At 44.4% G+C, this 23805-nt stretch carries 28 protein-coding genes and 1 riboswitch; of the genes, 14 read left to right on the top strand and 14 right to left on the bottom strand.

Annotated elements, in window-relative coordinates; all coding sequences use genetic code 11:
• Positions 1-24: 24 nt before the first annotated feature.
• Positions 25-378: a gamma-glutamylcyclotransferase gene (locus tag ACED28_RS11605; RefSeq protein ID WP_371709908.1), complete on the top strand. Its 354-nt coding sequence runs from the start codon at positions 25-27 to the stop codon at positions 376-378.
• 106 nt (positions 379-484) lie between these two features.
• On the opposite strand, the gene fbp is transcribed toward ACED28_RS11605, so the two are convergent.
• On the bottom strand, positions 485-1495 hold the full coding sequence (fbp, locus tag ACED28_RS11600) for a class 1 fructose-bisphosphatase (protein ID WP_009847754.1): 1011 nt from the start codon (positions 1493-1495) through the stop codon (positions 485-487).
• A gap of 268 nt (positions 1496-1763) precedes the next feature.
• Here fbp and mpl point away from each other — a divergent pair, with 268 nt between their 5' ends.
• The 5 genes from mpl to thiQ all read left to right on the top strand — a co-directional run bounded on the left by mpl (position 1764) and on the right by thiQ (position 7435).
• The gene (gene mpl, locus ACED28_RS11595) at positions 1764-3122 is read left to right on the top strand and encodes a UDP-N-acetylmuramate:L-alanyl-gamma-D-glutamyl-meso-diaminopimelate ligase (protein WP_371709907.1); all 1359 of its coding nucleotides are present in this window, start codon (positions 1764-1766) and stop codon (positions 3120-3122) included.
• Between the two features lie 37 nt (positions 3123-3159).
• Positions 3160-3783: a flavin prenyltransferase UbiX gene (locus ACED28_RS11590; RefSeq protein WP_009847752.1), complete on the top strand. Its 624-nt coding sequence runs from the start codon at positions 3160-3162 to the stop codon at positions 3781-3783.
• Positions 3784-3826: 43 nt separating this feature from the next.
• Positions 3827-3946: riboswitch (TPP riboswitch) on the top strand.
• Positions 3947-3999: 53 nt separating this feature from the next.
• Positions 4000-4992 carry a thiamine ABC transporter substrate binding subunit gene (gene thiB / locus ACED28_RS11585; protein ID WP_009847751.1) on the top strand — a complete coding sequence of 331 codons (993 nt, stop codon included), beginning with the start codon at positions 4000-4002 and terminating at the stop codon, positions 4990-4992.
• Positions 4993-5117: 125 nt separating this feature from the next.
• Positions 5118-6731: a thiamine/thiamine pyrophosphate ABC transporter permease ThiP gene (thiP, locus tag ACED28_RS11580; RefSeq protein ID WP_371709906.1), complete on the top strand. Its 1614-nt coding sequence runs from the start codon at positions 5118-5120 to the stop codon at positions 6729-6731.
• Entirely contained in the window at positions 6731-7435 is a 705-nt protein-coding gene (gene thiQ, locus ACED28_RS11575) for a thiamine ABC transporter ATP-binding protein (RefSeq protein WP_009847749.1), read from the top strand. Before thiP ends, thiQ begins: the two co-directional genes overlap by 1 nt.
• Before the next feature lie 126 nt (positions 7436-7561).
• Here the strand turns inward: thiQ and yjgA are convergent, their stop codons facing one another.
• Positions 7562-8086 (bottom strand): ribosome biogenesis factor YjgA, encoded by a 525-nt coding sequence (gene yjgA, locus ACED28_RS11570; protein WP_371709905.1) that lies wholly within the window; start codon positions 8084-8086, stop codon positions 7562-7564.
• A gap of 118 nt (positions 8087-8204) precedes the next feature.
• Between yjgA and pmbA the strand changes: the two genes are divergently transcribed.
• Complete coding sequence (gene pmbA / locus ACED28_RS11565) at positions 8205-9548, top strand: metalloprotease PmbA (protein ID WP_371709904.1); 1344 nt, start codon at positions 8205-8207, stop codon at positions 9546-9548.
• Between the two features lie 97 nt (positions 9549-9645).
• Here pmbA and mgtE read toward each other — a convergent pair whose 3' ends face one another.
• The 12 genes from mgtE to ACED28_RS11505 form a co-directional block, all read right to left on the bottom strand.
• Positions 9646-11001, bottom strand: a complete 1356-nt coding sequence (mgtE, locus tag ACED28_RS11560; RefSeq protein ID WP_012604872.1) for a magnesium transporter — start codon at positions 10999-11001, stop codon at positions 9646-9648.
• Between the two features lie 148 nt (positions 11002-11149).
• Positions 11150-11425 (bottom strand): HPr family phosphocarrier protein, encoded by a 276-nt coding sequence (locus ACED28_RS11555; protein WP_009847745.1) that lies wholly within the window; start codon positions 11423-11425, stop codon positions 11150-11152.
• A gap of 2 nt (positions 11426-11427) precedes the next feature.
• Positions 11428-12297, bottom strand: a complete 870-nt coding sequence (rapZ, locus tag ACED28_RS11550) for an RNase adapter RapZ (RefSeq protein ID WP_017097544.1) — start codon at positions 12295-12297, stop codon at positions 11428-11430.
• A 4-nt stretch (positions 12298-12301) separates the two neighbouring features.
• Positions 12302-12760: a PTS IIA-like nitrogen regulatory protein PtsN gene (gene ptsN / locus ACED28_RS11545; RefSeq protein WP_009847743.1), complete on the bottom strand. Its 459-nt coding sequence runs from the start codon at positions 12758-12760 to the stop codon at positions 12302-12304.
• 1 nt (position 12761) lies between these two features.
• Positions 12762-13049, bottom strand: coding sequence for a ribosome hibernation promoting factor (hpf, locus tag ACED28_RS11540; RefSeq protein ID WP_009847742.1), 288 nt, complete (start codon positions 13047-13049; stop codon positions 12762-12764).
• Positions 13050-13139: 90 nt separating this feature from the next.
• Positions 13140-14600: an RNA polymerase factor sigma-54 gene (locus ACED28_RS11535; RefSeq protein WP_009847741.1), complete on the bottom strand. Its 1461-nt coding sequence runs from the start codon at positions 14598-14600 to the stop codon at positions 13140-13142.
• 54 nt (positions 14601-14654) lie between these two features.
• Positions 14655-15380 carry an LPS export ABC transporter ATP-binding protein gene (lptB, locus tag ACED28_RS11530; protein WP_009847740.1) on the bottom strand — a complete coding sequence of 242 codons (726 nt, stop codon included), beginning with the start codon at positions 15378-15380 and terminating at the stop codon, positions 14655-14657.
• Between the two features lie 2 nt (positions 15381-15382).
• Complete coding sequence (gene lptA / locus ACED28_RS11525; RefSeq protein WP_009847739.1) at positions 15383-15877, bottom strand: lipopolysaccharide transport periplasmic protein LptA; 495 nt, start codon at positions 15875-15877, stop codon at positions 15383-15385.
• On the bottom strand, positions 15858-16421 hold the full coding sequence (gene lptC / locus ACED28_RS11520; RefSeq protein ID WP_371695533.1) for an LPS export ABC transporter periplasmic protein LptC: 564 nt from the start codon (positions 16419-16421) through the stop codon (positions 15858-15860). Before lptC ends, lptA begins: the two co-directional genes overlap by 20 nt.
• Positions 16418-16975 (bottom strand): 3-deoxy-manno-octulosonate-8-phosphatase KdsC, encoded by a 558-nt coding sequence (kdsC, locus tag ACED28_RS11515; protein ID WP_371695534.1) that lies wholly within the window; start codon positions 16973-16975, stop codon positions 16418-16420. Before kdsC ends, lptC begins: the two co-directional genes overlap by 4 nt.
• Entirely contained in the window at positions 16975-17946 is a 972-nt protein-coding gene (kdsD, locus tag ACED28_RS11510) for an arabinose-5-phosphate isomerase KdsD (protein WP_012604867.1), read from the bottom strand. Before kdsD ends, kdsC begins: the two co-directional genes overlap by 1 nt.
• A gap of 34 nt (positions 17947-17980) precedes the next feature.
• Positions 17981-18946, bottom strand: a complete 966-nt coding sequence (locus ACED28_RS11505) for a calcium/sodium antiporter (RefSeq protein ID WP_009847735.1) — start codon at positions 18944-18946, stop codon at positions 17981-17983.
• 263 nt (positions 18947-19209) lie between these two features.
• Here ACED28_RS11505 and mlaF point away from each other — a divergent pair, with 263 nt between their 5' ends.
• The 7 genes from mlaF to murA are packed head-to-tail and all read left to right on the top strand — an operon-like array spanning position 19210 to position 23793.
• Positions 19210-20016: a phospholipid ABC transporter ATP-binding protein MlaF gene (gene mlaF, locus ACED28_RS11500; protein WP_371709903.1), complete on the top strand. Its 807-nt coding sequence runs from the start codon at positions 19210-19212 to the stop codon at positions 20014-20016.
• Positions 20006-20785, top strand: a complete 780-nt coding sequence (gene mlaE / locus ACED28_RS11495; RefSeq protein WP_009847733.1) for a lipid asymmetry maintenance ABC transporter permease subunit MlaE — start codon at positions 20006-20008, stop codon at positions 20783-20785. Before mlaF ends, mlaE begins: the two co-directional genes overlap by 11 nt.
• A gap of 2 nt (positions 20786-20787) precedes the next feature.
• Positions 20788-21279: an outer membrane lipid asymmetry maintenance protein MlaD gene (gene mlaD / locus ACED28_RS11490; RefSeq protein WP_371709902.1), complete on the top strand. Its 492-nt coding sequence runs from the start codon at positions 20788-20790 to the stop codon at positions 21277-21279.
• Between the two features lie 4 nt (positions 21280-21283).
• Positions 21284-21943 carry a phospholipid-binding protein MlaC gene (locus tag ACED28_RS11485; protein ID WP_050546670.1) on the top strand — a complete coding sequence of 220 codons (660 nt, stop codon included), beginning with the start codon at positions 21284-21286 and terminating at the stop codon, positions 21941-21943.
• Positions 21943-22251 (top strand): lipid asymmetry maintenance protein MlaB, encoded by a 309-nt coding sequence (locus ACED28_RS11480; RefSeq protein ID WP_004735315.1) that lies wholly within the window; start codon positions 21943-21945, stop codon positions 22249-22251. Before ACED28_RS11485 ends, ACED28_RS11480 begins: the two co-directional genes overlap by 1 nt.
• Positions 22252-22264: 13 nt before the next feature.
• Positions 22265-22519: a BolA family iron metabolism protein IbaG gene (gene ibaG, locus ACED28_RS11475; protein WP_004738686.1), complete on the top strand. Its 255-nt coding sequence runs from the start codon at positions 22265-22267 to the stop codon at positions 22517-22519.
• Positions 22520-22527: 8 nt separating this feature from the next.
• A complete protein-coding gene (gene murA, locus ACED28_RS11470) occupies positions 22528-23793 on the top strand; it encodes a UDP-N-acetylglucosamine 1-carboxyvinyltransferase (protein ID WP_371709901.1) in 1266 nt (421 codons plus the stop codon).
• The last annotated feature ends 12 nt before the right edge of the window (positions 23794-23805 follow it).

The raw sequence follows: 23805 nt of genomic DNA, 5'->3' as shown, positions 1-23805 counted from the left end.
GATTACGAATGCTTAGGAGGGGTTATGCAGCAACTTGTTTTTGTTTATGGAACCTTGAGGCAAGGTCAGTCCAACCACCACTATTTGCAGCAGTGTGAGTGCTTAGGAAGGTTTGACACCCCTGAGGAATACGCTCTTTTTGATTTAGGTGCCTATCCGGCGATGATTTCTGGAAAGAAAAATGTCGTTGGCGAGGTCTATATCATTAACGATGAAGTTTTGGCTTCGCTCGATCGGCTAGAAGATGTTCCTGTTGAGTATCGTCGCGAACAAATAGAGACTATATTTGGATTAGCATGGGTATATTTGTATCAGCTTGATCTAACGGCTAATAAAGAAATACTTTCGGGTGACTGGTGTAAGCGGGACAATTCGTAATAGTTATCTATCCGTAACATCTATGTATTCTGAGTTGTAGAACAAAAAGCCAGCATGTAAATGCTGGCTTTTTTAATGGCGTTAATTTGAGAAATAAGCGAGATGATTAGTCTCGGTTAAGTTCAAGGAACTCTTCTACCTTTTTCACCATGTTCTTAGAACCGACAAAGAAAGGCACACGTTGGTGCAGTTCTGTTGGTTTTATATCCATGATGCGTTGGGCGCCATCGGAGGCAATACCGCCAGCTTGCTCCATGATGAAGGCTATTGGGTTGCACTCGTACAGCAGACGCAGTTTACCCTGAGGGTGGCTTTGCGTACTCGGGTATAAGTAGATACCGCCTTTCAGAAGATTACGGTGGAAATCTGATACTAGAGAACCGATGTAACGTGATGTGTAAGGGCGGTTGTCGCTTGGCTCATTTTCTTGGCAGTACTTGATGTACTTTTTAACACCCGTAGGGAAGCGAATGTAGTTACCTTCGTTGATGGAATAAATCTTACCTTCATCAGGGATCATCATGTTTTCATGAGACAGACAGAAGGTGCCCAGAGATGGGTCGTAGGTGAAGCCATTTACACCTGCACCAGTTGTGTAAACAAGCATAGTTGAAGAGCCGTAAATTACGTACCCCGCGGCTACTTGCTTGTGTCCTGGCTGTAGGAAGTCTTCTTGTGTTGGTGGGGTACCAACAGGCGATACTCGACGATAGATAGAGAAGATTGTACCAACAGATACATTGACATCGATGTTTGAAGAACCATCAAGTGGGTCCATCAGAACGACGTATTTTGCGTTTTTGTTGAGCTCTTTATTGAAGGCGACAGCTTCGTCTTCTTCTTCACTTGCAACACCACAAACTTGATCACGAGCTTCTAGAGCCGCTTTAAACTTGTCGTTCGCGTAAAGGTCTAGCTTTTGCTGTTCTTCACCTTGAACGTTGTCTGTACCAACAGCGCCAGTGATGTCGACTAGACCAGCCTTGTTGATCTCACGGTTAACAATTTTTGCAGCAAGTCGAATAGACGACAAAAGGGATGATAGATCACCGCTTGCATGGGGGAAGTCACTCTGTTTCTCAACAATGAACTCACCAAGGGTGCGCATCTCAGACATGTTATTTCCTTAAACTTCTCTCAATATTAGGGGGATTTGAGCACTATAGAATTTGCCTCTTACTCGGGCTTTATTCATCTAGACGCCTACTTAAATTCTAAAGGTTAGATCTTTTTAATGGTAATGAACTAAGCGACGCAGATCTCACTTACTATGTCGACTAAATTTGTTTTGCATTGCTACTCGCTTTTAATCGCCATTTAATGATAATGAGTGCAGTAGTTTGATTTAGACATGGTTCATTTAGCCAAGCGTTTGGAAGCAATTTATGCATATTCATATCTTAGGAATTTGTGGCACCTTCATGGGAGGTGCAGCGGTATTGGCTCGTCAATTAGGTCACAAGGTTACCGGTAGTGACGCGAATGTTTACCCACCAATGAGCACTTTGTTGGAGTCTCAAGGGATTGAAATTATTGAAGGGTTTAACCCAAGCCAGTTAGAACCAAGGCCTGATCTCGTGGTGATTGGTAATGCGATGAGTCGTGGCAACCCGTGTGTTGAGTATGTATTGGATAACAACCTTAGATACACCTCAGGCCCGCAATGGTTGCAAGAGTTCTTGTTGCATGATCGTTGGGTATTAGCGGTATCGGGAACGCATGGCAAGACAACAACATCGAGCATGCTGGCTTGGATTTTAGAAGACTGTGGCTATGCGCCTGGCTTCTTAGTGGGCGGCGTGTTAGGTAACTTTGGTATCTCTGCTCGCCTTGGTGAAAGCATGTTCTTCGTGGTCGAAGCTGACGAATACGACAGTGCTTTTTTTGATAAACGATCTAAGTTCGTTCACTACCACCCAAGAACCTTGGTAATGAATAACCTCGAGTTCGATCATGCTGACATCTTCGATGATCTTGAGGCGATTAAGCGTCAGTTCCACCACTTAGTGCGCACTGTGCCAGGTAATGGCCGAATTTTCTCTCCTAAAGAAGATACGGCTATTCAAGATGTTTTATCTCGCGGATGCTGGAGTGAGACAGAATCGAGTGGTGAACAAGGTGATTGGGATGCCAAGAAGCTGGTTAAAGACGGGTCTCAATTTGGAGTGTACTTCCAAGGCGAATGCGTAGGAACTGTCGACTGGGATTTGGTTGGCGACCATAACGTCAATAATGCTTTGATGGCGATTGCAGCTGCGCGACATGTAGGGGTGACACCTGATTTAGCGTGTGAATCGTTGGCGAAGTTCATCAACACCAAACGTCGTCTAGAGTTTAAAGGCGAAGTGGCAGGCGTTTCTGTCTATGACGATTTTGCTCATCACCCAACGGCAATTGAACTTACGCTGGGCGGTTTACGTAATAAGGTCGACACGAAAAAAATAATTGCCGTTTTAGAGCCTCGTTCTGCCACAATGAAACGTGGAGTGCACAAAGAAACGCTGGCTGATTCGTTGAAGCAAGCGGATTCTACTTACTTATTCCAACCCGATAACATTGATTGGTCAGTACAAGACGTCGCCGATGCGTGTCACCAACCCGCGCACGTGAGTGATAACATGGATGCATTCGTTGCTAAAATTGTCTCTGAGGCACAAGCGGGTGACCAAATCTTGGTAATGAGTAATGGTGGCTTTGGTGGTATTCACCAGAAACTGTTGGATGGATTGGCACTCAAAGGTTAACGCATCCTCGACCTTATAATTTGAAGTAATTGAGAACATGACAAAACACGATAAAGCGATAACTCTGGCTTTCACTGGCGCATCCGGTGCGCCTTATGGCCTGCGTTTACTTGAATGCCTTTTGGCCGCCGATTATCAGGTCTACTTGCTGATATCATCGGCAGCGCGAGTGGTGTTGGCGACCGAGCATGAACTTAAGTTACCTGCTGGGCCAGATGCTGCGAAACAAGCTTTGGTTAAGCATTTAGATTGCGACCCAGAAAAGCTGGTGGTGTGTGGCAAAGATGATTGGTTCTCACCGGTTGCATCTGGTTCAGCAGCACCGAAGCAGATGGTGGTGTGTCCATGCTCTGCAGGAAGCTTGGCATCGATTGCTCATGGCCTATCAGATAACTTAATCGAGCGTGCAGCCGACGTGGTTATGAAAGAGCGAGGACAGTTGTTGTTGGTGGTTCGTGAGACGCCATTTTCTACGTTGCATTTAGAGAATATGCACAAACTCTCGACCATGGGCGTGACGATTATGCCTGCAGCTCCGGGTTTTTATCATCAACCTAAGTCGATTGAAGACTTGGTCGACTTTATGGTGGCACGTATTCTTGATCACCTTGGTATCGAGCAAGGTTTAGTGCCACGTTGGGGTTACGATCAACGTAATTGATCCAAACTTGATGGCTTATTGTTAAAAATCAAATTACAATCCTGAACACTCATCGGGGAGCGAACCATTCAAATAATGAATGCGAGCTGAGATCAAGCAGACACTTGGGACCCGTAAACCTGAACCAGATAATGCTGGCGTAGGAATTGAGTTAGGAACAACCTCTACCGTTCTCCTCCCTCAAACCTGTGCCGCTCAGACCATGGAGAGCGTCCAGTGAAATTAACATTAACAACTCTTGCTGTTACTACAGCCATCTCTTTTTCTGCCTTCGCAGCAGACAATACCTTAACGGTTTACACTTACGACTCTTTTGCTGCGGATTGGGGTCCTCGTCCTGCCGTTGAAAAAGCATTCGAAGAAAAGTGTGGTTGTGATGTGAATTTTGTCGCGTTAGAAGATGGTGTGTCTATTCTAAACCGCTTACGTCTTGAAGGTGGCAACAGCAAAGCTGACATCATTTTAGGCCTAGATAATAATCTCATGGCTGAAGCGAAATCTACGGGCTTATTGGCTGAGCACAGTGTTGATACGTCATCAGTGACACTTCCTAACGGTTGGAACGACAGCACTTTTGTTCCTTATGATTTTGGTTACTTTGCGTTTATCTATAACAAAGAGAAATTAGCAAATCCGCCTAAGAGTTTGAAAGAATTGGTCGAGCAGCGTGACGACCTCAAGGTTATCTACCAAGACCCACGTACTTCGACGCCAGGTCAAGGCATGATGCTATGGATGAAGTCTGTTTACGGTGATGAAGCGACAGCCGCATGGAAGAAGCTTGCTCAGAAAACTGTGACTGTGACTAAAGGTTGGTCTGAAGCTTACTCTATGTTCCTAGAAGGCGAGTCTGATTTAGTGTTGTCTTACACAACTTCTCCGGCTTATCACATCATTGCAGAAAGTGATTCTAAGTACGCAGCTGCAAGCTTTGAAGAAGGTCATTACACTCAAGTGGAAGTGGCAGCGAAGGTTAAAGGTAGCAAGAACGAAAAGCTTGCCGATGAGTTTATGGCATTTATCTTAAGTGATGAGTTCCAATCGGCGATGCCTACTGGCAACTGGATGTACCCAGTGACCGATGTTGAGCTACCAAAAGGGTTCGAGCAACTTACGGTTCCTCAGAAAGCGCTAAGCTTCACACCAGAAGAGATCGCCGAGAAGCGTAAGCCTTGGATTCGTGAATGGCAGAGTGCACTTACTTTTTAACTTACTATTTAACTTATTATTTAAGAAAATGAGTTTTCTAACGTACTTTTAAAAAACTAGCTTTCTGTATTTAAAGGTTCATTCGTTATGTTTGGAGTGAACCATTTACGGTAAAAAATCAATTTATGATAAAGAAAACACCTAAGGTCGGGGTTTGGGTTGCGATACTCATTACCGCCTTCGTGGTTTCAGCAGTTGGGGCATTGCTAAGCAATGCCCCTTCTCTTGATATCAGCCAAGTATGGTCCGATCCTTACTATTGGCATGTAACGAAATTCAGTTTCTATCAAGCGACACTCTCAACGATGCTGAGTGTTGGCTTTGCTATACCTATTGCTCATGCTCTGTGTCGCAGACAATTTTTTGGACGGGCCTTGTTGTTAAGGCTGTTTGCTTCGACCTTGGTTTTGCCCGTATTAGTTGGCGTATTTGGTTTGCTAGCTATTTATGGTAACAGTGGTTGGTTAGCTAAATTTCTGGCGAACTTCGATATTAAACTACCATTCTCGATTTATGGGTTGAATGGTATTTTGCTCGCACATGTCTTCTTTAACCTGCCTTATGCTAGCCGTTTACTTTTACAAGCTTTAGATACCGTACCTGCCGAGCAGCATAAGCTTTGTGCTCATTTGGGTATGAGTCATTGGAACAAATTCAGATGGGTTGAATGGTCTCGTTTAAGACAGCAACTGCCACATGTGTGTGGTTTGGTCTTCATGCTGTGTTTTACCAGCTTTGCTACCGTGATGGCACTAGGCGGTGGACCTAAATCAACTACTATCGAACTCGCTATTTATCAGGCGATTAAATTCGACTTTGACCTGCAGGCTGGTGCCTTGCTCGCAATATGGCAAATGCTGCTGTGTGGTGTGTTAGCTGTGAGCATTCAGCGCCTATCGAAACCTATTTCAGTGACAGCCAGTCAATTGTCGGAAGAGAAATGTTTGGTTAAGGACTGCTGGTGGTCAAAAGCTTGGGATAGCTTTTGGATCATCACCGTCTCAATGCTGGTATTGCCGCCATTAGCTATGGTTATCGTCAGTGGCATTAACTCGCAGGCATTAATCGTACTGAGCAGCGAGCCGTTCTGGGCTGCGTTAATGACCTCGGTTAAAGTTGCGTCATTAGCAAGTGTTATCGCGGTTGGTATTGGTATCGCAATACTGCTGACGAGTCGAGCATGGCGCTTACAGAATAAGAATTTTCGAGCAGATAAAATCGAGCTGATTGGCACTATTATCTTAGTTACTCCAGGGCTCGTGATCAGTACGGGTCTCTTCTTATTACTGCGTTCATTCACCGATGTTTTCAGCTTAGCTTTCTTTATCGTGATTGCAGTAAACAGTTTAATGGCGCTTCCTTACGTAATTAAAACCTTGGCTCAACCTATGCTGCATTTGTCTCAGCAGTATCAGTATGTGTGCGCAAGTTTGGGAATGACTGGTTTCACGCGTTTTAGGCTAGTGGAGTGGCGCGCATTGCGTAAACCGATGGCACAAGCCTTCTCGATCAGCTTTATGTTAGCAATGGGTGACTTAAGCGCGATTGCTTTGTTTGGTAGCCAAGATTTTAGAACTCTGCCTTTGTACCTATTCCAATTATTAGGCAGCTATCAAATGGAAGCTGCAGCTGTGGTTTCCGTGAGCTTACTGTTACTGAGTGTTGGCAGCTTTAGCCTGATTGAATTTTTATTTACTCGAAGATCTAAGCTCGATGCTAAAGAGTTGAGGAACCGATGATGTTAGTGATGAAAGATGTGGACTACCACTATCACAGAGAGTTGTTTTGCTTTGATTTTCAAGCTGAGCAGGGCGATATTGTTGCGCTGATGGGGCCAAGTGGCGCAGGTAAATCAACGCTGTTGGCACTGGTTGCTGGGTTTATTGAGCCCACTTCGGGTGAGATCTCTGTAGCGGGACAATCACTGATTGGCAAAGAAGCACATCAGCGTCCATTAGCGATGTTGTTTCAAGAGCACAATTTGTTTGCCCATCTCACCGTACGTGAAAATATTGGCTTAGGCTTGCATCCAGGGTTAAAGCTTACGGCAACCCAAAAGCACGAAGTCGAACAGGCCGCTGCACAAGTGGGTGTCGCGGAGTATTTAGATAGACTGCCTGAGCACTTATCGGGCGGTCAACGTCAGCGTGTCGCGTTAGCGCGTTGTTTTGTTCAGCCTCATGATATTTGGCTGCTTGATGAACCTTTCTCTGCGCTTGACCCTTTGCTTCGTGAGGAAATGCTTAACCTGGTTAGGCGATTAGCCGCAGAGCGAAACATTACGGTATTGATGGTTACTCACCACTTAGGTGATGCACGCAGTATCGCAAATAAGTTCGTTTTTGTAGCGCTAGGTAAGGTGTTGGTTGCAGACTCGATAGAGACACTGACGGCTGAACATCCACAGCAAGAGCTAAGCTCGTTTGTTAAAGCGGGTGAATGATGATTTTTTCACTCCTGTGAGTACTTCTTAATATTGAGAGCTTCTTGATATCGAGTGCGTCAAAAACAAAAAGACCTAGCATGCGCTAGGTCTTTTATTATCTTTCTGATTAAAGGGCGGCGAAGATTAGTCGCCTAGCTTTAGCTCTTTTAAGATTTGGAATATTTCACGAGAAGACTTAGCCGGTTTATTTGCCGCTTTCTCTTTGTTAGCTTGACGAGCGAGCTGACGAAGACGTTGACGGTCAGCTTCCGGGTACATTTCCATAACGCCTGAAATGGCCGCATCGCCTTCTGCAACAACACGATCACGCAGCTGTTCTAGTTTGTGCAGTTCAACTGTTGCTTGAGAGTGTTTGTTGCGAATCTTATCTAAAGCCGCTTGAATTGGCTCTGGATCGACACTGCGCATTACTTTACCAATGTATTGAAGTTGACGGCGCTTCGCTTCATTTTTAAAGCGTTGTGCATCTTTAATCGCTTGTGCCAAATCTTCAGACAGCGGAAATTTGTCTAATACAGAAGGCTTTAGGTCAACAAGCTCTTCTCCCAGCTTTTGCAGGGCGTCCATGTCCGTTTTCATTTCTGTCTTACTTACCCAGATGATTTCTTCTTCTGGTTCCCATGGGGCTTTTTGGTTTTTGCGAGCCATCTTTTCTGCCTATGTCACTATCTCAAACGAATATATTGCCTATTTTAGCAAGAATCTTGGGGAGAAAGCGAAATTCTTGTTATCCTACGTAATATTGACCTAAAAAATTAGAATAGATATGGATGTAAAACAGCAAGTCGCCCAACAACGAGTTGAGCTAGAAGCCGCAGTAGCTAAAGCGTTGGATATGGCATCAGTGAGTGCAGACGCCGCTGAGGTTGCTATTACTAAGTCAACGGGTTTAAGTGTTTCAACACGTATGTGTGAAGTGGAAAACGTTGAATTTAATAGTGATGGTGCTCTAGGTATTACTGTTTACCGCGGTCAGAAAAAAGGCAGCGCATCTACATCTGATCTGAGTGAGAAGGCCATTGCTCAAACAGTCGCGGCTGCGCTTGATATCGCTCAGTACACTTCTGAAGACCCGTTTGCTGGTCCTGCAGCAAAAGAATACATGGTAAAAGAAATTCCAGACTTGGATCTTTTCCACCCTGATGAACCAAACCCTGACTATGCCGCTGAGATTGCGATTGCAGCTGAGAAGCAAGCGTTAGCTTATAGCGACAAGATCAAACAGAGTGATGGCGCAAGCTACGACAGCCATTATGGCGTTAAGGTTTATGGTAACAGCCATGGCTTACTAGCCAGCTACGCTTCAAGTCGCCATAGCACGAGCTGCTGTGTGATTGGACAAGGCGCTAACGGTGAGATGGAACGAGACTACAGCTACACCGTTGCACGTCACCGTGATGAGCTATGGACGCCTGAGCGCGTAGGTCAAGAAGCAGCAGAAAAGACCATTAACCGTTTGGATGCGAAAAAGCTACCAACAGGCCAATACCCAATAATGTTCGCTAACGATGTCGCTACTGGCTTGATTGGCCACCTTGTGATGGCGATCAGTGGTGGTAACCTATACCGTAAGTCATCGTTCTTATTGGATCACCTAGGTCAGAAAATTTTACCTGACTGGTTTAACATTTCTGAGCGCCCTCATATCTTACGTGGTTTGGCTTCAAGCCCATTCGATAGCGAAGGTGTGTTCACTCAAGATCGTGAAATCATCACTGATGGTGTGTTAGCAACTTACCTGCTAACCAGTTATGCCGCACGTAAAATGGATATGACACCAACAGGTCATGCGGGTGGTATTCATAACTGGTTTGTTAAATCAACGGGTCAAAACTTTGAGCAGATGCTAAAAGAGCTAGGCACCGGCTTCCTTGTGACTGAAGTAATGGGTCAAGGTGTTAATACCGTGACAGGTGATTATTCACGTGGCGCAGCAGGTTTCTGGGTTGAGAATGGAGAAATCCAATACCCAGTATCTGAAGTGACGATCGCGGGTAACCTAAAAGACATGTTCACTCAGATTGTTGCGGTTGGTAACGATGTTGAAACGCGTTCACAAATTCAAACGGGTTCTATCTTGCTTGAGTCGATGAAAGTCGCGGGTGAGTAATTAAGTTAGCGCCAATATGATGAATTAAAAAAGGGAGCCGATGGCTCCCTTTTTGTTTTCTGTATTTCGCCAAAAATTCGCTAGCTACTCATGATAACTAGATCAGTATGGTTGCTAAGCCTAAGAACACCGATAGGCCAATAACATCGGTTACTGTGGTCAGAGCCATACCGCCCGCAAGTGCTGGATCGATATTCATCTTTTTCAGCATTACTGGGATGGTTACACCGGCGATACCAGCGACAATCAAGTTGGTCATCATTGCAGCTGAGATGATGCCTCCCAGTATCCAGTTACCTTTCCAAGCAACCACTATACCGCCAATGATAACAGCCCATAACACGCCGTTTAGGAAGCCGATGGCCGCCTCTTTGAGTAGTAGTTCGCGTTTGTTACTGTCACCGATATGACCGAGAGCTAAACCACGAATCACAAGCGCAACGGTTTGGTTACCAGCAACCCCGCCCATTGAAGGTACGATAGTCATTAGAACCGCAATTGCTGCCATTTGGTCGAGTGTTGCTTCAAACATATTGGATACAGATGCAGCTGCAAGTGCTGCGAGTACGTTAGCACCCAACCAGACACTACGACGACGAGCAGATTTTACGACTGGAGCGAAGGTATCTTCGTCATCGTCCATACCCGCCATGCTCATCATTGAGTGCTCGGCGTCTTCACGGATAACATCAACCACGTCATCGATAGTGATTCGACCAACAAGATGCTGGTTACTATCAACAACGGGTGCAGAAACCCAATTACGACGTTCGAACAGACTGGCAATATCGGAAGCACTGGTTTCAACCGCGATCGCTTCGTCAGCATCTTCCATCACTTCGGAAACCGGAACATCGGGCTGAGTTGTTACTAGTGTGGTAAGCGATAGGTTACCGATCAGACGTTCTTCTTCATCAATAACATACAGAGCATCGGTTGCGTCGGGCAATTCGCCACGCATACGCATATAGCGCAATACAACGTCGACATCGACGTCGCCACGAATCGTGATTACGTCGGTATTCATGATCGCACCCGCTGAATCTTCTGGGTACGAAAGGGCGGTTTCTACTAATGCACGATCGACGGAGTCCATTTGAGAAAGGACTTCGCGAGAAACATCGTCGGGTAGGCTTCGAAGTACGTACGCGACGTCATCGGTTTCCATACCTTCTGTTGCTTCTGCCAAGGTTTCTGGTGCCATTTTCGACACAAGCGCATCTTTGACGTCTTCGTTTAGTTCATCAAGAATTTCACCGTAGTCTTCTGGATCGGTGAGTTGCCAGAGTACGTCACGACTTTTGCGAGGGGAGGCTTCTAAAAGGTGTGCAATATCTTCAGGTTCCATGTCCTGAAGTTGTCGACGTACGTGAACAAATCGGCCGTTTTCTAGGGCTTCGCTGACTTCTTGGAGGGTTTGGTGAGCTTGGTCGAATTCTAATTGCTCTGCCATATTTTCCTCCTATTTCATTATTCTAACAATGCTTGGAATAGTAACTTAATTCTGGGGCTTATTTAAATCATAAACTTAGCTAGAACTAAGATTTAATACTGGTTGGTTCGAAGTTTGAGTCTTCAGTGTTGTGAGTGACTCGTTTTCGCTACTCACCCTCATCAAACTTGTCTTCAATGAGGTGGCAAACAGCATCAAGTGCTTGTTGTGAATCGGTGCCTGTAGCTTGGATCGTGATGTGTTGCCCTTGCGCTGATTCCAGCATAAGCAAACCCATCACACTGTCTGCAGTTGCGATTTTATCTTCTTCGCTATGGATAGTGATAGTTGCATCAAAACTTTGGGCAAGCTCAACCAATTTTACGGCTGCTCTAGCGTGAAGACCCAAGCGATTTTGGATCAGTACAGTTCGAGTTAATTCCATGGTTAGCCCTGTTGGTGCTTCTCTAGGGAGGCATGTCTGATTTGAACTTGATGACCGAGTTGTTCGAAGTATTCACCAATTTTCTGAGTTAGATAAACTGAGCGGTGTTTGCCGCCAGTGCAACCAATCGCGACCGTTAGGTAACTGCGATTATTCTTCTCTAACATGGGTAACCACTGCTCAACAAAGCCTTGAATTTGTTGCTTGAGCTCAAGAACTTCAGCGTGTTTCTCTAGGAAAGAGTGAATTGGAGCATCAAGTCCCGTCAATGGTCGTAGTGCCGGTTCCCAGTGAGGGTTTGGCAGAAATCGAACATCAAACACATAATCGGCATCACTTGGTAGGCCGAACTTAAAGCCGAAAGACTGAAAAACGATAATGAGTTCTTGTTTTTCTTTGCCCTCAACTTTGAAACGAACCTGTTCACTCAATTCGTAGAGGTTACAGTCACTGCTATCAATCACAATGCTGGCTTGTTCTACAAGAGGAGTCAGAAGTGTTTTTTCTAAATCAATAGCTTGTTCAAGAGAAAGTTTTTCTTGGCCGATCGATAAAGGATGAATTCTGCGTGTTTCGCTGTAGCGCTTGAGTAGCGTCTGTTTACTCGCATCTAGAAATAAGACGTTTAGGTCTATATCTGTGGCGGCTTCTAGCTGGTCTAGCGTTTCTGTAACTAACTGAGGCTCTTTTGGTAGGTTACGAATATCAATGCTAACAGCGACGTTTTGATTGATCTCGCGTACCGATTCGACGAAGTCGTTGAGCAGGTTTACTGGTAGGTTATCAACACAGTAATACCCCAAGTCTTCAAGAACTCGTAGCGCAACACTTTTCCCAGCTCCTGACTGGCCACTAACAACGATTAATCGCATGTTATTACTCGCAAGTTGGCACTTGAATCATGATGTCGTAAAGCTCTTGATCGCTTTGAGCATTACGCAACTGTTTAAGAGTCTGCTTGTCGTTAAGTCGCTCTGCCATACAAGAAAGGGTTTTCAGATGCTCTTTACATTGTTCACTAGGAACAAGTAGAGCAAACAGTAGATCAACTGGGCGGTTATCGATAGCATCAAATTCGATTGGGTCTTGGCATTGTATTAATACAGCAATCGCTTTATCACTGACATTCATGCGTGCATGGGGAATCGCGATACCGTTACCGATACCTGTACTGCCCATTTTTTCACGGCTCAGCATGCACTCAAACAGTTCTGTTGAATCTTGACCGCAGCTTTCTGCTGCGATTTGACTGATCAGCTCAAGGGCTCTTTTTTTGCTTGTGCATTGGACTGCACTTTTAGTGCAGTCCAATGAAAGTACTTCGCTTAATTGCATGTTAGTGACTACTTAGTTTTTCTTTGTGCTTGTTGAGTTGGCGAACAAGTTTATCAACCAATGAATCAATCGCGGCATACATGCTTTCATCTGTTGCTGTCGCATGAATTTCCCCTTGATTTATATGCAGGGTAGCTTCTGCGATTTGATTGATTTTCTCAACTTTTAAAACAACTTGAACACTATTGATATGATCAAAGAAGCGCTCAAGTTTGTCGAATTTGGTGTGAACATAGTCTTGCATTGAATCGGTAAGATCAACGTGATGGCCTTGAATATTGATTTGCATAGACTTTCCTTTTCAGTTGGTTGCCAGGTTACAACTAAATTAATAGTTAACTAATCAATTGTTAATGAATAAAGAGCTAACTACTTTAGTTTATAGCAGGCGTTTACGCTGACTCGATGGGGCAATGCCCAGAGATTCACGGTATTTCGCTATGGTACGTCTAGCTACCTGAATTCCTTGGTCAGCCAGTAAAGCAGCAATCTTACTATCACTTAGAGGCTTTGCGGTATTTTCCGCTGCGACAAGCTTCTTAATGAGTGCGCGAATTGCTGTAGATGAACATTCACCGCCATTGTCAGTGCTGACATGGCTTGAGAAAAAGTACTTGAGTTCGAAGATGCCACGCGGTGTGTGCATGAATTTTTGAGTCGTCACACGAGAGATCGTGGATTCGTGCATATCAACAGCTAAAGCCACATCATTCAATACCATCGGCTTCATGGCTTCTGCGCCATGTTCGAAGAAACCGCGTTGATGTTCAACAATACACCGAGCGACTTTTAGTAGCGTTTCATTTCGGCTCTCTAGGCTTTTAATTAGCCATTTTGCTTCTTGCAAATTTGAGCGGATAAATTGGTTGTCAGCGCTACTGCCTTTGCTACTAAGGGCCGCATATTGTTGATTCACTTTTAGTTTTGGCACGCTATCTGGATTGATGGTGACCAACCATTTCCCAAGCTCTTTGAAGACGGATACGTCAGGAACCACATACTCGGTTTCGTCTGGCGTGATCTTACTGCCAGGGCGAGGGTCCAGCTGTTGGATTAATTGCAAAACTTCGCGTAGTTCCGCTTCTTTCAACTTGGTCTCTTTGATAACCAGTTTGTAATCGCGATTGCCGAGTTGGTCGATATGGCTAGTAAGTACTAACTTAGCTTCGTTAAGCCAAGGGGTATCTTGTGGGAAGGTCGCCAATTGTAGTAACAAGCAATCTTGCAGATTCACAGAACCGACACCTAGCGGATCAAACTGCTGAATTCGTTTACGAACGGCTTCAATTTCATCAAGCTCGATCTCTTCGTTGTCGAAGTTCTCAAGGATGTCTTCACAAGATACGGTAAGGTAACCGCGGTCATCGATAGCATCAATTAGCGCAAAAGCTATGCTGCGGTCAGTTTCAGTGAATGGTGTTAAATCGAGTTGCCAGAGCAGGTAATCGTATAGACTTTGTGTGGTTTCGCCTTGATAAACGGGCATGTCGTCATCAATCGCAATGCCAGTGTTACCTGTGTTTGCGCTGTAAACGTCTTCCCAAGTTGTATCGATTTCTAGTTCGTTGCCGATCTCTGATTTTTCGATCAAATCGGAGCTGTCAGGTAAGTCTTGTTCTACTGTTTCAACTGTTTCTTTCTCGTCACTGCTAGGTTTTTCTTCCGATGTTGGCGTATCTTCATTGCCATCTTCGACATCGAGTAGTGGGTTCGATTCAAGTGCTTCTTGAATCTCTTGTTGCAAATCCAAAGTAGACAATTGCAACAAACGAATCGCTTGTTGCAATTGAGGAGTCATTGCTAACTGTTGGCCTAGCTTAAGTTGTAATGAGGGTTTCATTCAGTGTTACTTACCTAGTTATTATTCTAAGAACTCTCGATACTCTCTATCTAATCATAGACGGAATTGTTCGCCTAGATAAACTTGTTTAACTTGTTCGTTATTGAGAACATCTTCAGGAGTTCCCTCAGCTATTAGATGCCCTTGACTTACGATGTAAGCTTTTTCACACACGTCTAATGTTTCACGAACGTTGTGGTCGGTAATCAAAACGCCTAAGCCGCGATCACGTAAGTGAACAATGATTTTTTTGATATCGATAACCGATATAGGGTCAACACCGGCAAAAGGTTCGTCCAGGAGAATGAATTGAGGGTTTGCTGCTAGTGCGCGAGCAATCTCAACACGGCGACGCTCACCACCAGACAATGCCATACCATTACTCGCTCGAATATGTTGGATGTGAAACTCTTCGAGAAGATCTTCCAGCTTATCTTGACGTTGCGCGTTAGTCATCTCATCACGCGTTTGTAAAACAGCCATGATGTTGTCTTCAACTGACAATTTACGAAAAATGGATGCTTCTTGAGGAAGGTAACCGATACCAAGACGAGAGCGACTGTGCATTGGTAAGATACTGATGTCTCGGTCGTCAATGCTGATAGTACCTTCATCTCGCGCAACCAGACCCACTATCATATAGAAAGAGGTGGTTTTACCTGCACCGTTTGGGCCAAGTAGCCCTACGATCTGACCTGACTCTACTTGTAAGCTTACGTCTGTTACAACTTTACGTTTTCCGTAGGTCTTCGCTAGGTTCTTTGCTGTAAGGACTGCCATGATTACTTATTCACTTCCGCTGGTTGTAAAACCGTTGATACACGCTCACTGCTATCACTATCGGCAACCAACTTTTGAGAGGTGATCTGATAGGTAATCTTAGAGCCACGAATGATACTGCCATCTTGAGATAGCATCGCGTTCTTAGTCATGATCAATCTATCGGCAATCAGCTGGTAATGTAAATCGTCAGCTTCACCATAGAGTGTTTTCCCGTCGTCAGTAAGTTGAGAAAAGGTTGCGGGCTTTCCGAAACCTTGTATTTCTTCAATTTCACCGTTGACGGCATTACGTGTAACAATGACCTTATCGGCATTGATATTGATGCTACCTTGTTTAAGGTTCACATCGCCAAGAAAGGTTACTTGATTGCTTTTCATATCTAATTGCTGACTGTCTGAATCAATATAGACAGGCTGCTCGCTATCCGAAGATAGAGCATAGACATTAGACGCCGCAAGGGTCAAAGCCAATAAACTAAGGTGTGAGAGTTTCATATCTACCCTGAACAGAATTAAAGAGGGTCGCATTGTTGGTACCGAAGTTCCCTTTCATTGCTTGCCCCTCATTTTCAAAAAATGTACCGATCATATGGACCGGAGTGTCTGAATAAAAATCTCGGCTAGTCAGTTCAACAACCATTTTATCTGTGGTCATTGTATCGAAGCTAGCATCTGGCAACAGGTTTTTCGCCACAACATTGTCATAAAAAGTGATGACTTGATTTTCATCCATAATTGCGCGATCAGCGGTCACTCGCCATTCTATCGTATGCCCTTCACGGAATACTGAAAGAACAGGGTCTTGAAAGTGCGTATCGCCAACGACCGAGTAATGCTCTAGATAGGTCGATTCAACCTGATAGCTACGAATACCGCTTTCGCCATAACTAATATTATCAAGATTCTTGCCACTAAATGCAGGCAGTTCCAAGTTTGGATCTACTTGTATCGTCGAAGTTTGCTCTTTGTCGTACAAGTAATAGGCCGACCAAGAGGCAATAAAGATGAGTATTAAGTAGATAATACGATTAAAACTCATATGCTTAAACCTTTGTGCACGTCGAGTTCGTTTCTTGCTTGTAAAATAAGGTCGCAGACTTCACGTACTGCACCGTAACCGCCGTTAATGGTTGTTACGTAGTTGGCTCTTTGTGCAAGCAATGGGTGACCGTCTGCCACACATACCTTCAAGCCAACCTTTTCCATTACAGGCCAGTCGATTAAATCGTCTCCGATATAACCTGTGTTTTCAGGATTAACTGAAAGTTTATCGCAAATGTCTTGATAGGCTTTAACTTTATCATCCTGACCTTGATAAATTAGCTTAATACCGAGAGCGGTCATTCGATTCTCAACAATTTGAGATTTACGGCCAGTGATGATTGCGATTTCAACGCCCGCGTTCATCAACGATTTAATGCCGTAACCGTCGCGCGTATGGAAAGTTTTTAGCTCTTCACCATTGTTACCCATGTAGATGCGACCATCTGAGAACACGCCATCGACATCGCAAATAAGCAATTTGATCTCTTTTGCTACGGCAAACACTTCTGAATCTACCGTGCCGTATAGAGTTTCGACTGTTTGTGACATTACATTACTCCTGCTTTCAGTAAGTCATGCATATTTAAAGCGCCTACTAATTTGCCACTATCACACAACATCAAGCCATTGATGCTCTTAGCTTGCATCAAATTTAAGCCCTCAACTGCGAGCATGTTTGGTTCTGCTACCGTTGGGTTCAGTGTCATTACATCGCCGATCTGCGTGCTATGAATATCAATACGTTTATCTAAGATACGGCGTAAATCACCATCGGTAAAAATGCCCTTCATTTGGCCATCTTCACCGACGATTGCCGTCATACCCAAGCCTTTTTGAGATATCTCTAACAGGGCATCTCGAACTAGTGCATCCGGAGCAACAATTGGGAGTGAATCACCGGTGTGCATGATGTCGTCTAGTTTCAACAGCAGTTGACGGCCCAAAGCACCACCAGGATGAGACAGTGCAAAATCTTGAGCGGTAAAACCTCTTGCCTGTAAAAGTGCAACGGCTAATGCATCACCCATAACCAAAGTAGCGGTAGTACTGGTTGTTGGTGCTAAACCTAGGGGACACGCTTCTTCGGGTACTGAAATCTGTAAATGAATATCAGATAAGGTCGCCATGTTTGATGCCGGCTTGCCAGTCATGCTGATAATCTTAATGTTTAAACGCTTTAATACTGGGAATAGGCTGAGGATTTCTCCTGATTCACCTGAGTTGGATATTGCTATCACAATATCGCCAGGTTCGATCATTCCCAAATCACCATGCGCTGCTTCACCTGGGTGTACAAAGAAAGCCGATGTACCAGTGCTTGCCAGTGTAGCTGCTATTTTGTTACCAATGTGGCCTGATTTGCCCATGCCCATCACTACGACTTTGCCTTTGTTGTTCAGGATTAGGTCGCAAGCTTTGCTAAAATCATCATTAAAATATTGGTCTAATTGCGTGAGACCTGCAACTTCAGTTTCCAAAACTTGTTTTGCAACGCTGCAATAATCAAATGGCTGAGACATCAAATACTCCAAGTACGGGAAGTTAAATCAACAATTAAGCTGACATGTTCATTAGTAGGTAACTTTGATACGCCACAAACGTCACGATTAACACGCCGCCTTCGATACGATTCACGCTACGAGATTTTCCTAGTGCCATGATAACAAGGAGTAGTGATACGCCTAGCATCACCCAGAAGTCACGACCCATTGCAAACTCGCTCAAGATGGAAGGGTTTAGGATGCCTGGGATACCCATCACGGCAAGGATGTTGAATACGTTTGAGCCAATGATATTACCCACAGCCATATCATCTTCACCTTTCATAACACCAGCTAGTGATGCTGCAAGTTCAGGTAAACTTGTGCCAACGGCAATAATGGTTAAACCAATCACAAGGTCGCTCATACCAAAGAACTTCGCGATTACAACCGCGTTGTCAACCAACATGTTGGCCGCTAGAGGTAGAATAATCAGGCCAACCACCACCCACATTGCGGCTTTGGGGTTGCTCACGCCTTCAGGAACTTCAGATTCTTGTTCGTCAAGAAAGGCATCACCGTTCTTTTTCTCACTACGGCTGATTTGCAGCATCGCAAATAAGAAAGCGGCAAAAAGAACAAACAACAACACACCTTCATAGAAACCTAAGTGATTATCCCAAAGCAGTGCGCCCGCTAATAGAGTGACACCTATCATTAAAGGTAGTTCACGACGAATCACACCAGAGCTAATCGATAATGGCTTGATAAGGGCTGTAATACCTAAAATCAGCGCGATGTTAGCGATGTTTGAGCCTAATACATTACCTACCGCCGTATCTGTTTTACCATCAAGGGCTGCTGTAGCAGAAACCATCATTTCAGGAGCTGAAGATCCCATTGCTAAGATTGTCATACCGATAACTAGTGGTGAAATACCGAAGTTGCGAGCAAGAGCAGCGGCACCGTAGACCAGCTTATCTGCACTCCACACCAAAAAACCTAGACCGATAATAAGAAACGCAATCGCTTCAAGCATGATGATTCCTAAAAATTAATAAAAAACGGAGAATTAACCGCTAATTTTGACTTGTTGCTAGATAAAAGGGAAGTCACTCGACAAATTAATTGCTAGTTAGTGGTAAAGAAATGTTGATGAGGAATGAATTTCTCAATGCTTTCAAATCCCTGCCTTTGTTTTCTGTTTTTAATAATTAATTGAACAGCGCTTTTAATTCTAAAGTAGACTCATTACTATTGCAGCCATAATTGGCGTTTTTAAAGCAAGGAAACAACAAAAGTATGTTGAACACTGAGCTTGTGAAAGTTAAGAATCTCAGCTTCTCACGCGGTGAACGAATTATCTTTGATGACATCAGTTTAGAAGTTCCTCAAGGAAAAATAACCGCGATCATGGGGCCGTCAGGGATCGGTAAAACAACCTTATTACGTCTGATTGGTGGACAATTACCACCAGATGAAGGTGAAATTTGGTTTGATGGCGACAACATCCCTGCATTGCCACGTCGAAAGCTATATCAAGCACGTAAGAAAATGAGCATGCTTTTCCAATCGGGGGCACTTTTCACGGATCTGAATGTCTTTGATAATGTGGCGTTTCCTTTGCGAGAGCACACTGAACTTAACGAAAAATTCATTCGTACCATTGTATTGCTTAAGCTTGAGGCGGTAGGGTTGCGAGGCGCGGCGCAATTAATGCCGAGTGAGTTGTCTGGTGGTATGGCGAGACGAGCGGCGTTGGCCCGTGCGATCGCATTGGACCCAGAACTTATTATGTATGATGAGCCTTTTGTTGGCCAAGATCCAATCACCATGGGTGTTTTGGTTGAGTTGATTCGTAACCTCAATCAAGCCTTGGGTTTAACCTCTATTATCGTTTCTCATGATGTCCCTGAGGTGATGAGCATTGCTGATTGGGTTTATTTGATGGCTGATGGGAAAATTATTGCTGCAGGTTCTCCTGATGAGTTGTACAACAACAGCGATCCAAGAGTGCAGCAATTTTTGCAAGGTGAATCGGATGGCCCTGTGCCATTTAGGTTTCCTGCAAATAGCTTAGAAAAGGATTTGTTTGAATATGATTGCTAAAACTATTGCGGGTGTCGGTAAGCGCGCACTTGCGATCTGTGAGTCATTTGGTCGAGCAAGCCTAATGCTATTTGGGGCTTTGTTTGGCATCCCGAAACTAAAAAACTTCCCTCTATTAGTTAAACAATTTTATAGCGTTGGCGTTCAGTCATTGGCTATCATTTTAGTTTCAGGCTTGTTTATTGGCATGGTACTCAGTCTGCAGGGCTATGTCGTATTAATCGACTATGGCGCAGAGGGTAACCTTGGGCAAATGGTCGCGCTCTCGTTGTTACGGGAATTGGGCCCTGTGGTGACAGCACTTCTGTTTGCTGGTCGTGCGGGTTCAGCATTAACGGCTGAGATCGGCTTAATGAAAGCTACTGAACAGATCTCTAGCCTTGAGATGATGGCGGTTGATCCTCTTAAACGCATTATTGCGCCACGTCTCTGGGCCGGCCTTATTTCTATGCCACTGCTCGCTATGATTTTTATGGCGGTCGGGATTTGGGGTGCTCAGTTAGTCGGTGTGGATTGGAAAGGTATTGACCACGGCAGTTTCTGGTCTGCGATGCAGTCTTCCGTTGAGCTTGGCCGTGATATTGGTAACAGTATGATCAAATGCATGGTCTTCGCTATCACCGTAACTTGGATCGCACTTTTTAATGGTTATGATGCAGTACCGACATCCGAAGGTATTAGTCAGGCAACCACACGCACAGTAGTACACTCTTCTCTAGCGGTATTAGGGCTAGATTTTGTTCTTACCGCATTGATGTTTGGGAATTAATCATGCAACAAACTCGAAAATTAGAATTATGGGTCGGCACCTTTGTTATTGCCGGAATTTGCGCAATCTTAATCATGATCTTTCAAGTCGCTGACGTAAAAGGTCTCGGTTCAAACCATACTTACAACTTAAAAGCGACCTTTGACAAGATTGGCAGCCTAAAGGTTCGCTCACCAGTAAAGGTGGGGGGCGTCGTTGTTGGTCGAGTTCAAAGTATTGAACTTGATACTGAGAGCTACCTTCCTGTGGTTGAACTGTCTATTGATGCGAAGTACTCACAATTTCCTGATACCTCTAGTGCTCAAATCTTAACGTCGGGCTTGATCGGTGAGCAGTACATCAGCTTAGTTCCAGGCTTCATCTTTGAAGATGAAGAGATGTTGGTTGATGGTGATTCTATCGAAGACACCAAGTCGGCATTAGTATTAGAAGATTTGATTGGCCAAGTGCTGTATAGCGTCGGTGGCTCTGATAATAGCGAAGCTAAGGAGTAGGCTCATGTTAAAGACTAATTACTTATTGAAAAGACTGCTTCTGACAGCTGTCGCTTTGCTGATGTCGACTCCAGCTTTTTCGGCAAAACCGATTGACCGAACTCAGCCTTATCAGATGATGACTCAAGTTGCAGAAGAGGCTTTCGCCCGTTTGAAGAACGAGCAAGAGAATATCCAACAAGATCCTGAGTTACTGAAGGTCATCGTGGAAGAAGAGTTGATGCCTTATGTGAATGCTCAATATGCGGCGCTGAAGTTGCTAGGGCCGAACTTGAAAGGTGCTGACAGAGGAGACGTGCGCGTATTTATTGATGCATTTCGTAAATATCTCGTTTCTTCTTATGCTCAAGTGTTAACTCAATATACAGATCAGACGATTAAATTTGGTCCAGAACCAACAATTAAAACAGATAGCCGTATTACCAGTATTAAGGTTGATATCATTGATACGCCTCGACCAAACATTAACCTTGAGTTTAAACTGCGCAAAGATAAGAAGTCAGGTGAGTGGAAGGCATTTGACATGGTTGCCGAAGGTATAAGCCTGCTATCAAGTAAGAAGTCTGAGTGGAACACTAAGATTCGTCAAGAAGGCATCTTACAAGTAGCTGACGAACTCGAGAAACTGGCTTCTCAACCGATTCGTTTTGAGAGTAATAAATAATGAGCCATTCTCAATGGCAAGCGCTAAGCTCTAAAGAATATCAACTTCTTGGTGATATAGATCGAGATAGTGTACCTGCAATCTGGCGTATATTGGAAAAGTGGCAAACGACAGAATCGAGCGTTGAAATTGACCTTAGCCATATAAATCGAGTCGATTCAGCAGGAATGGTGATGCTAATTCACTTATTAGAGCATGCAAAAAATCAAAACTGTCATATAATGCTCAGTTTCGTGCCAGAACAATTACGAACGTTGTTCCAATTGAGCAATATCCAGCCAATGATGGCAGAACACATAAAAAATTAGGCAGGAGCTATTTGTGGACAGCACAAAAGTACAAGAATTATTAGCAGAGGCTCTGAACCTTCAGGAAATTATCGTGAAGGGTGAAGGCAGTCATTACGAAGTTGTTGCGGTTGATCCATGTTTTGACGGCATGAATCGAGTTAAGAAGCAGCAACTAATCTACGGCCCACTAATGGAATACATTCAACGCAATGATATCCATGCTCTTTCTATTAAGGCTTTCACGCCTGAAGAGTGGGAACGTGATAAGAAACTGATGTCACTTTAAGGTTTATGATGGAAAAGTTTCGAGTTATTGGATCGGATAAGCCGCTAAGCGGTGAAGTGACGATCTCAGGCGCAAAAAATGCAGCCCTACCAATCCTATTTGCTTCAATTCTAGCTGAAGAGCCGGTTGAAGTGAGTAATGTTCCTCACCTACGTGACATCGATACTACGATGGAATTGCTTAAGCGTTTAGGCGCAAAAGTATCACGCAACGGTAGTGTTCATGTTGATGGCAGCGAAATTAATGAATTTTGTGCACCTTACGATTTAGTAAAAACAATGCGCGCTTCTATCTGGGCTTTAGGTCCTTTAGTCGCTCGTTTTGGTGAAGGCCAAGTGTCACTTCCGGGCGGTTGTGCAATTGGTGCTCGACCTGTTGATTTACATATCCATGGCCTAGAGCAACTAGGTGCGACTATTAAGTTGGAAGATGGTTATGTAAAAGCAAGTGTTGACGGCCGTTTGAAAGGCGCGCACATCGTGATGGATAAAGTAAGTGTGGGTGCCACCATTACTATCATGTGTGCAGCAACGCTAGCGGAAGGTACAACTGTGTTAGATAACTCAGCGCGTGAGCCTGAGATTGTTGATACGGCTGATTTCCTAAACAAACTAGGTGCTAAAATTTCTGGCGCAGGTACAGATACTATTACTATCGAAGGCGTTGAACGTCTTGGTGGTGGCCAACACTCTGTGGTTGCAGACCGTATTGAAACGGGTACCTTCCTTGTTGCTGCTGCGGTTTCTGGCGGTAAAGTGGTTTGTCGCAACACCAACGCTCATCTTCTTGAAGCTGCATTAGCGAAGCTTGAAGAAGCGGGAGCGAAGGTTGAAACGGGCGAAGGTTGGATCAGCCTTGATATGACTGATCGTGAGTTGAAAGCGGTGAAAATCGTAACGGCACCTCACCCAGGCTTCCCAACCGATATGCAAGCACAGTTTACCCTGCTTAACATGATGGCGAAGGGCAGTGGTGTTATCACTGAGACTATCTTTGAAAACCGCTTTATGCACATTCCTGAACTACAGCGAATGGGAGCAAAAGCCGAGATCGAAGGCAACACGGCTATTTGTGGTGAAACCAAAAAATTGAGCGGCGCTCAAGTAATGGCAACGGACCTTCGCGCATCTGCGAGTCTTGTTATTGCTGGCTGTATTGCTCAAGGTGAAACCATTGTTGACCGTATTTATCACATCGATCGTGGCTACGATAAGATTGAAGATAAATTGTCAGCCTTAGGCGCAAACATTACACGGTTTAGCGAGTCGAACTAACTTAGGTTAGTG

Origin of the sequence: Vibrio sp. 1F253, assembly GCF_041439295.1 — a bacterium.
GTDB lineage: Bacteria > Pseudomonadota > Gammaproteobacteria > Enterobacterales > Vibrionaceae > Vibrio > Vibrio tasmaniensis_A.
The sequence above is the reverse complement of the archived record's forward strand: the minus strand, read 5'-3'. Positions and strand labels throughout refer to the sequence as shown.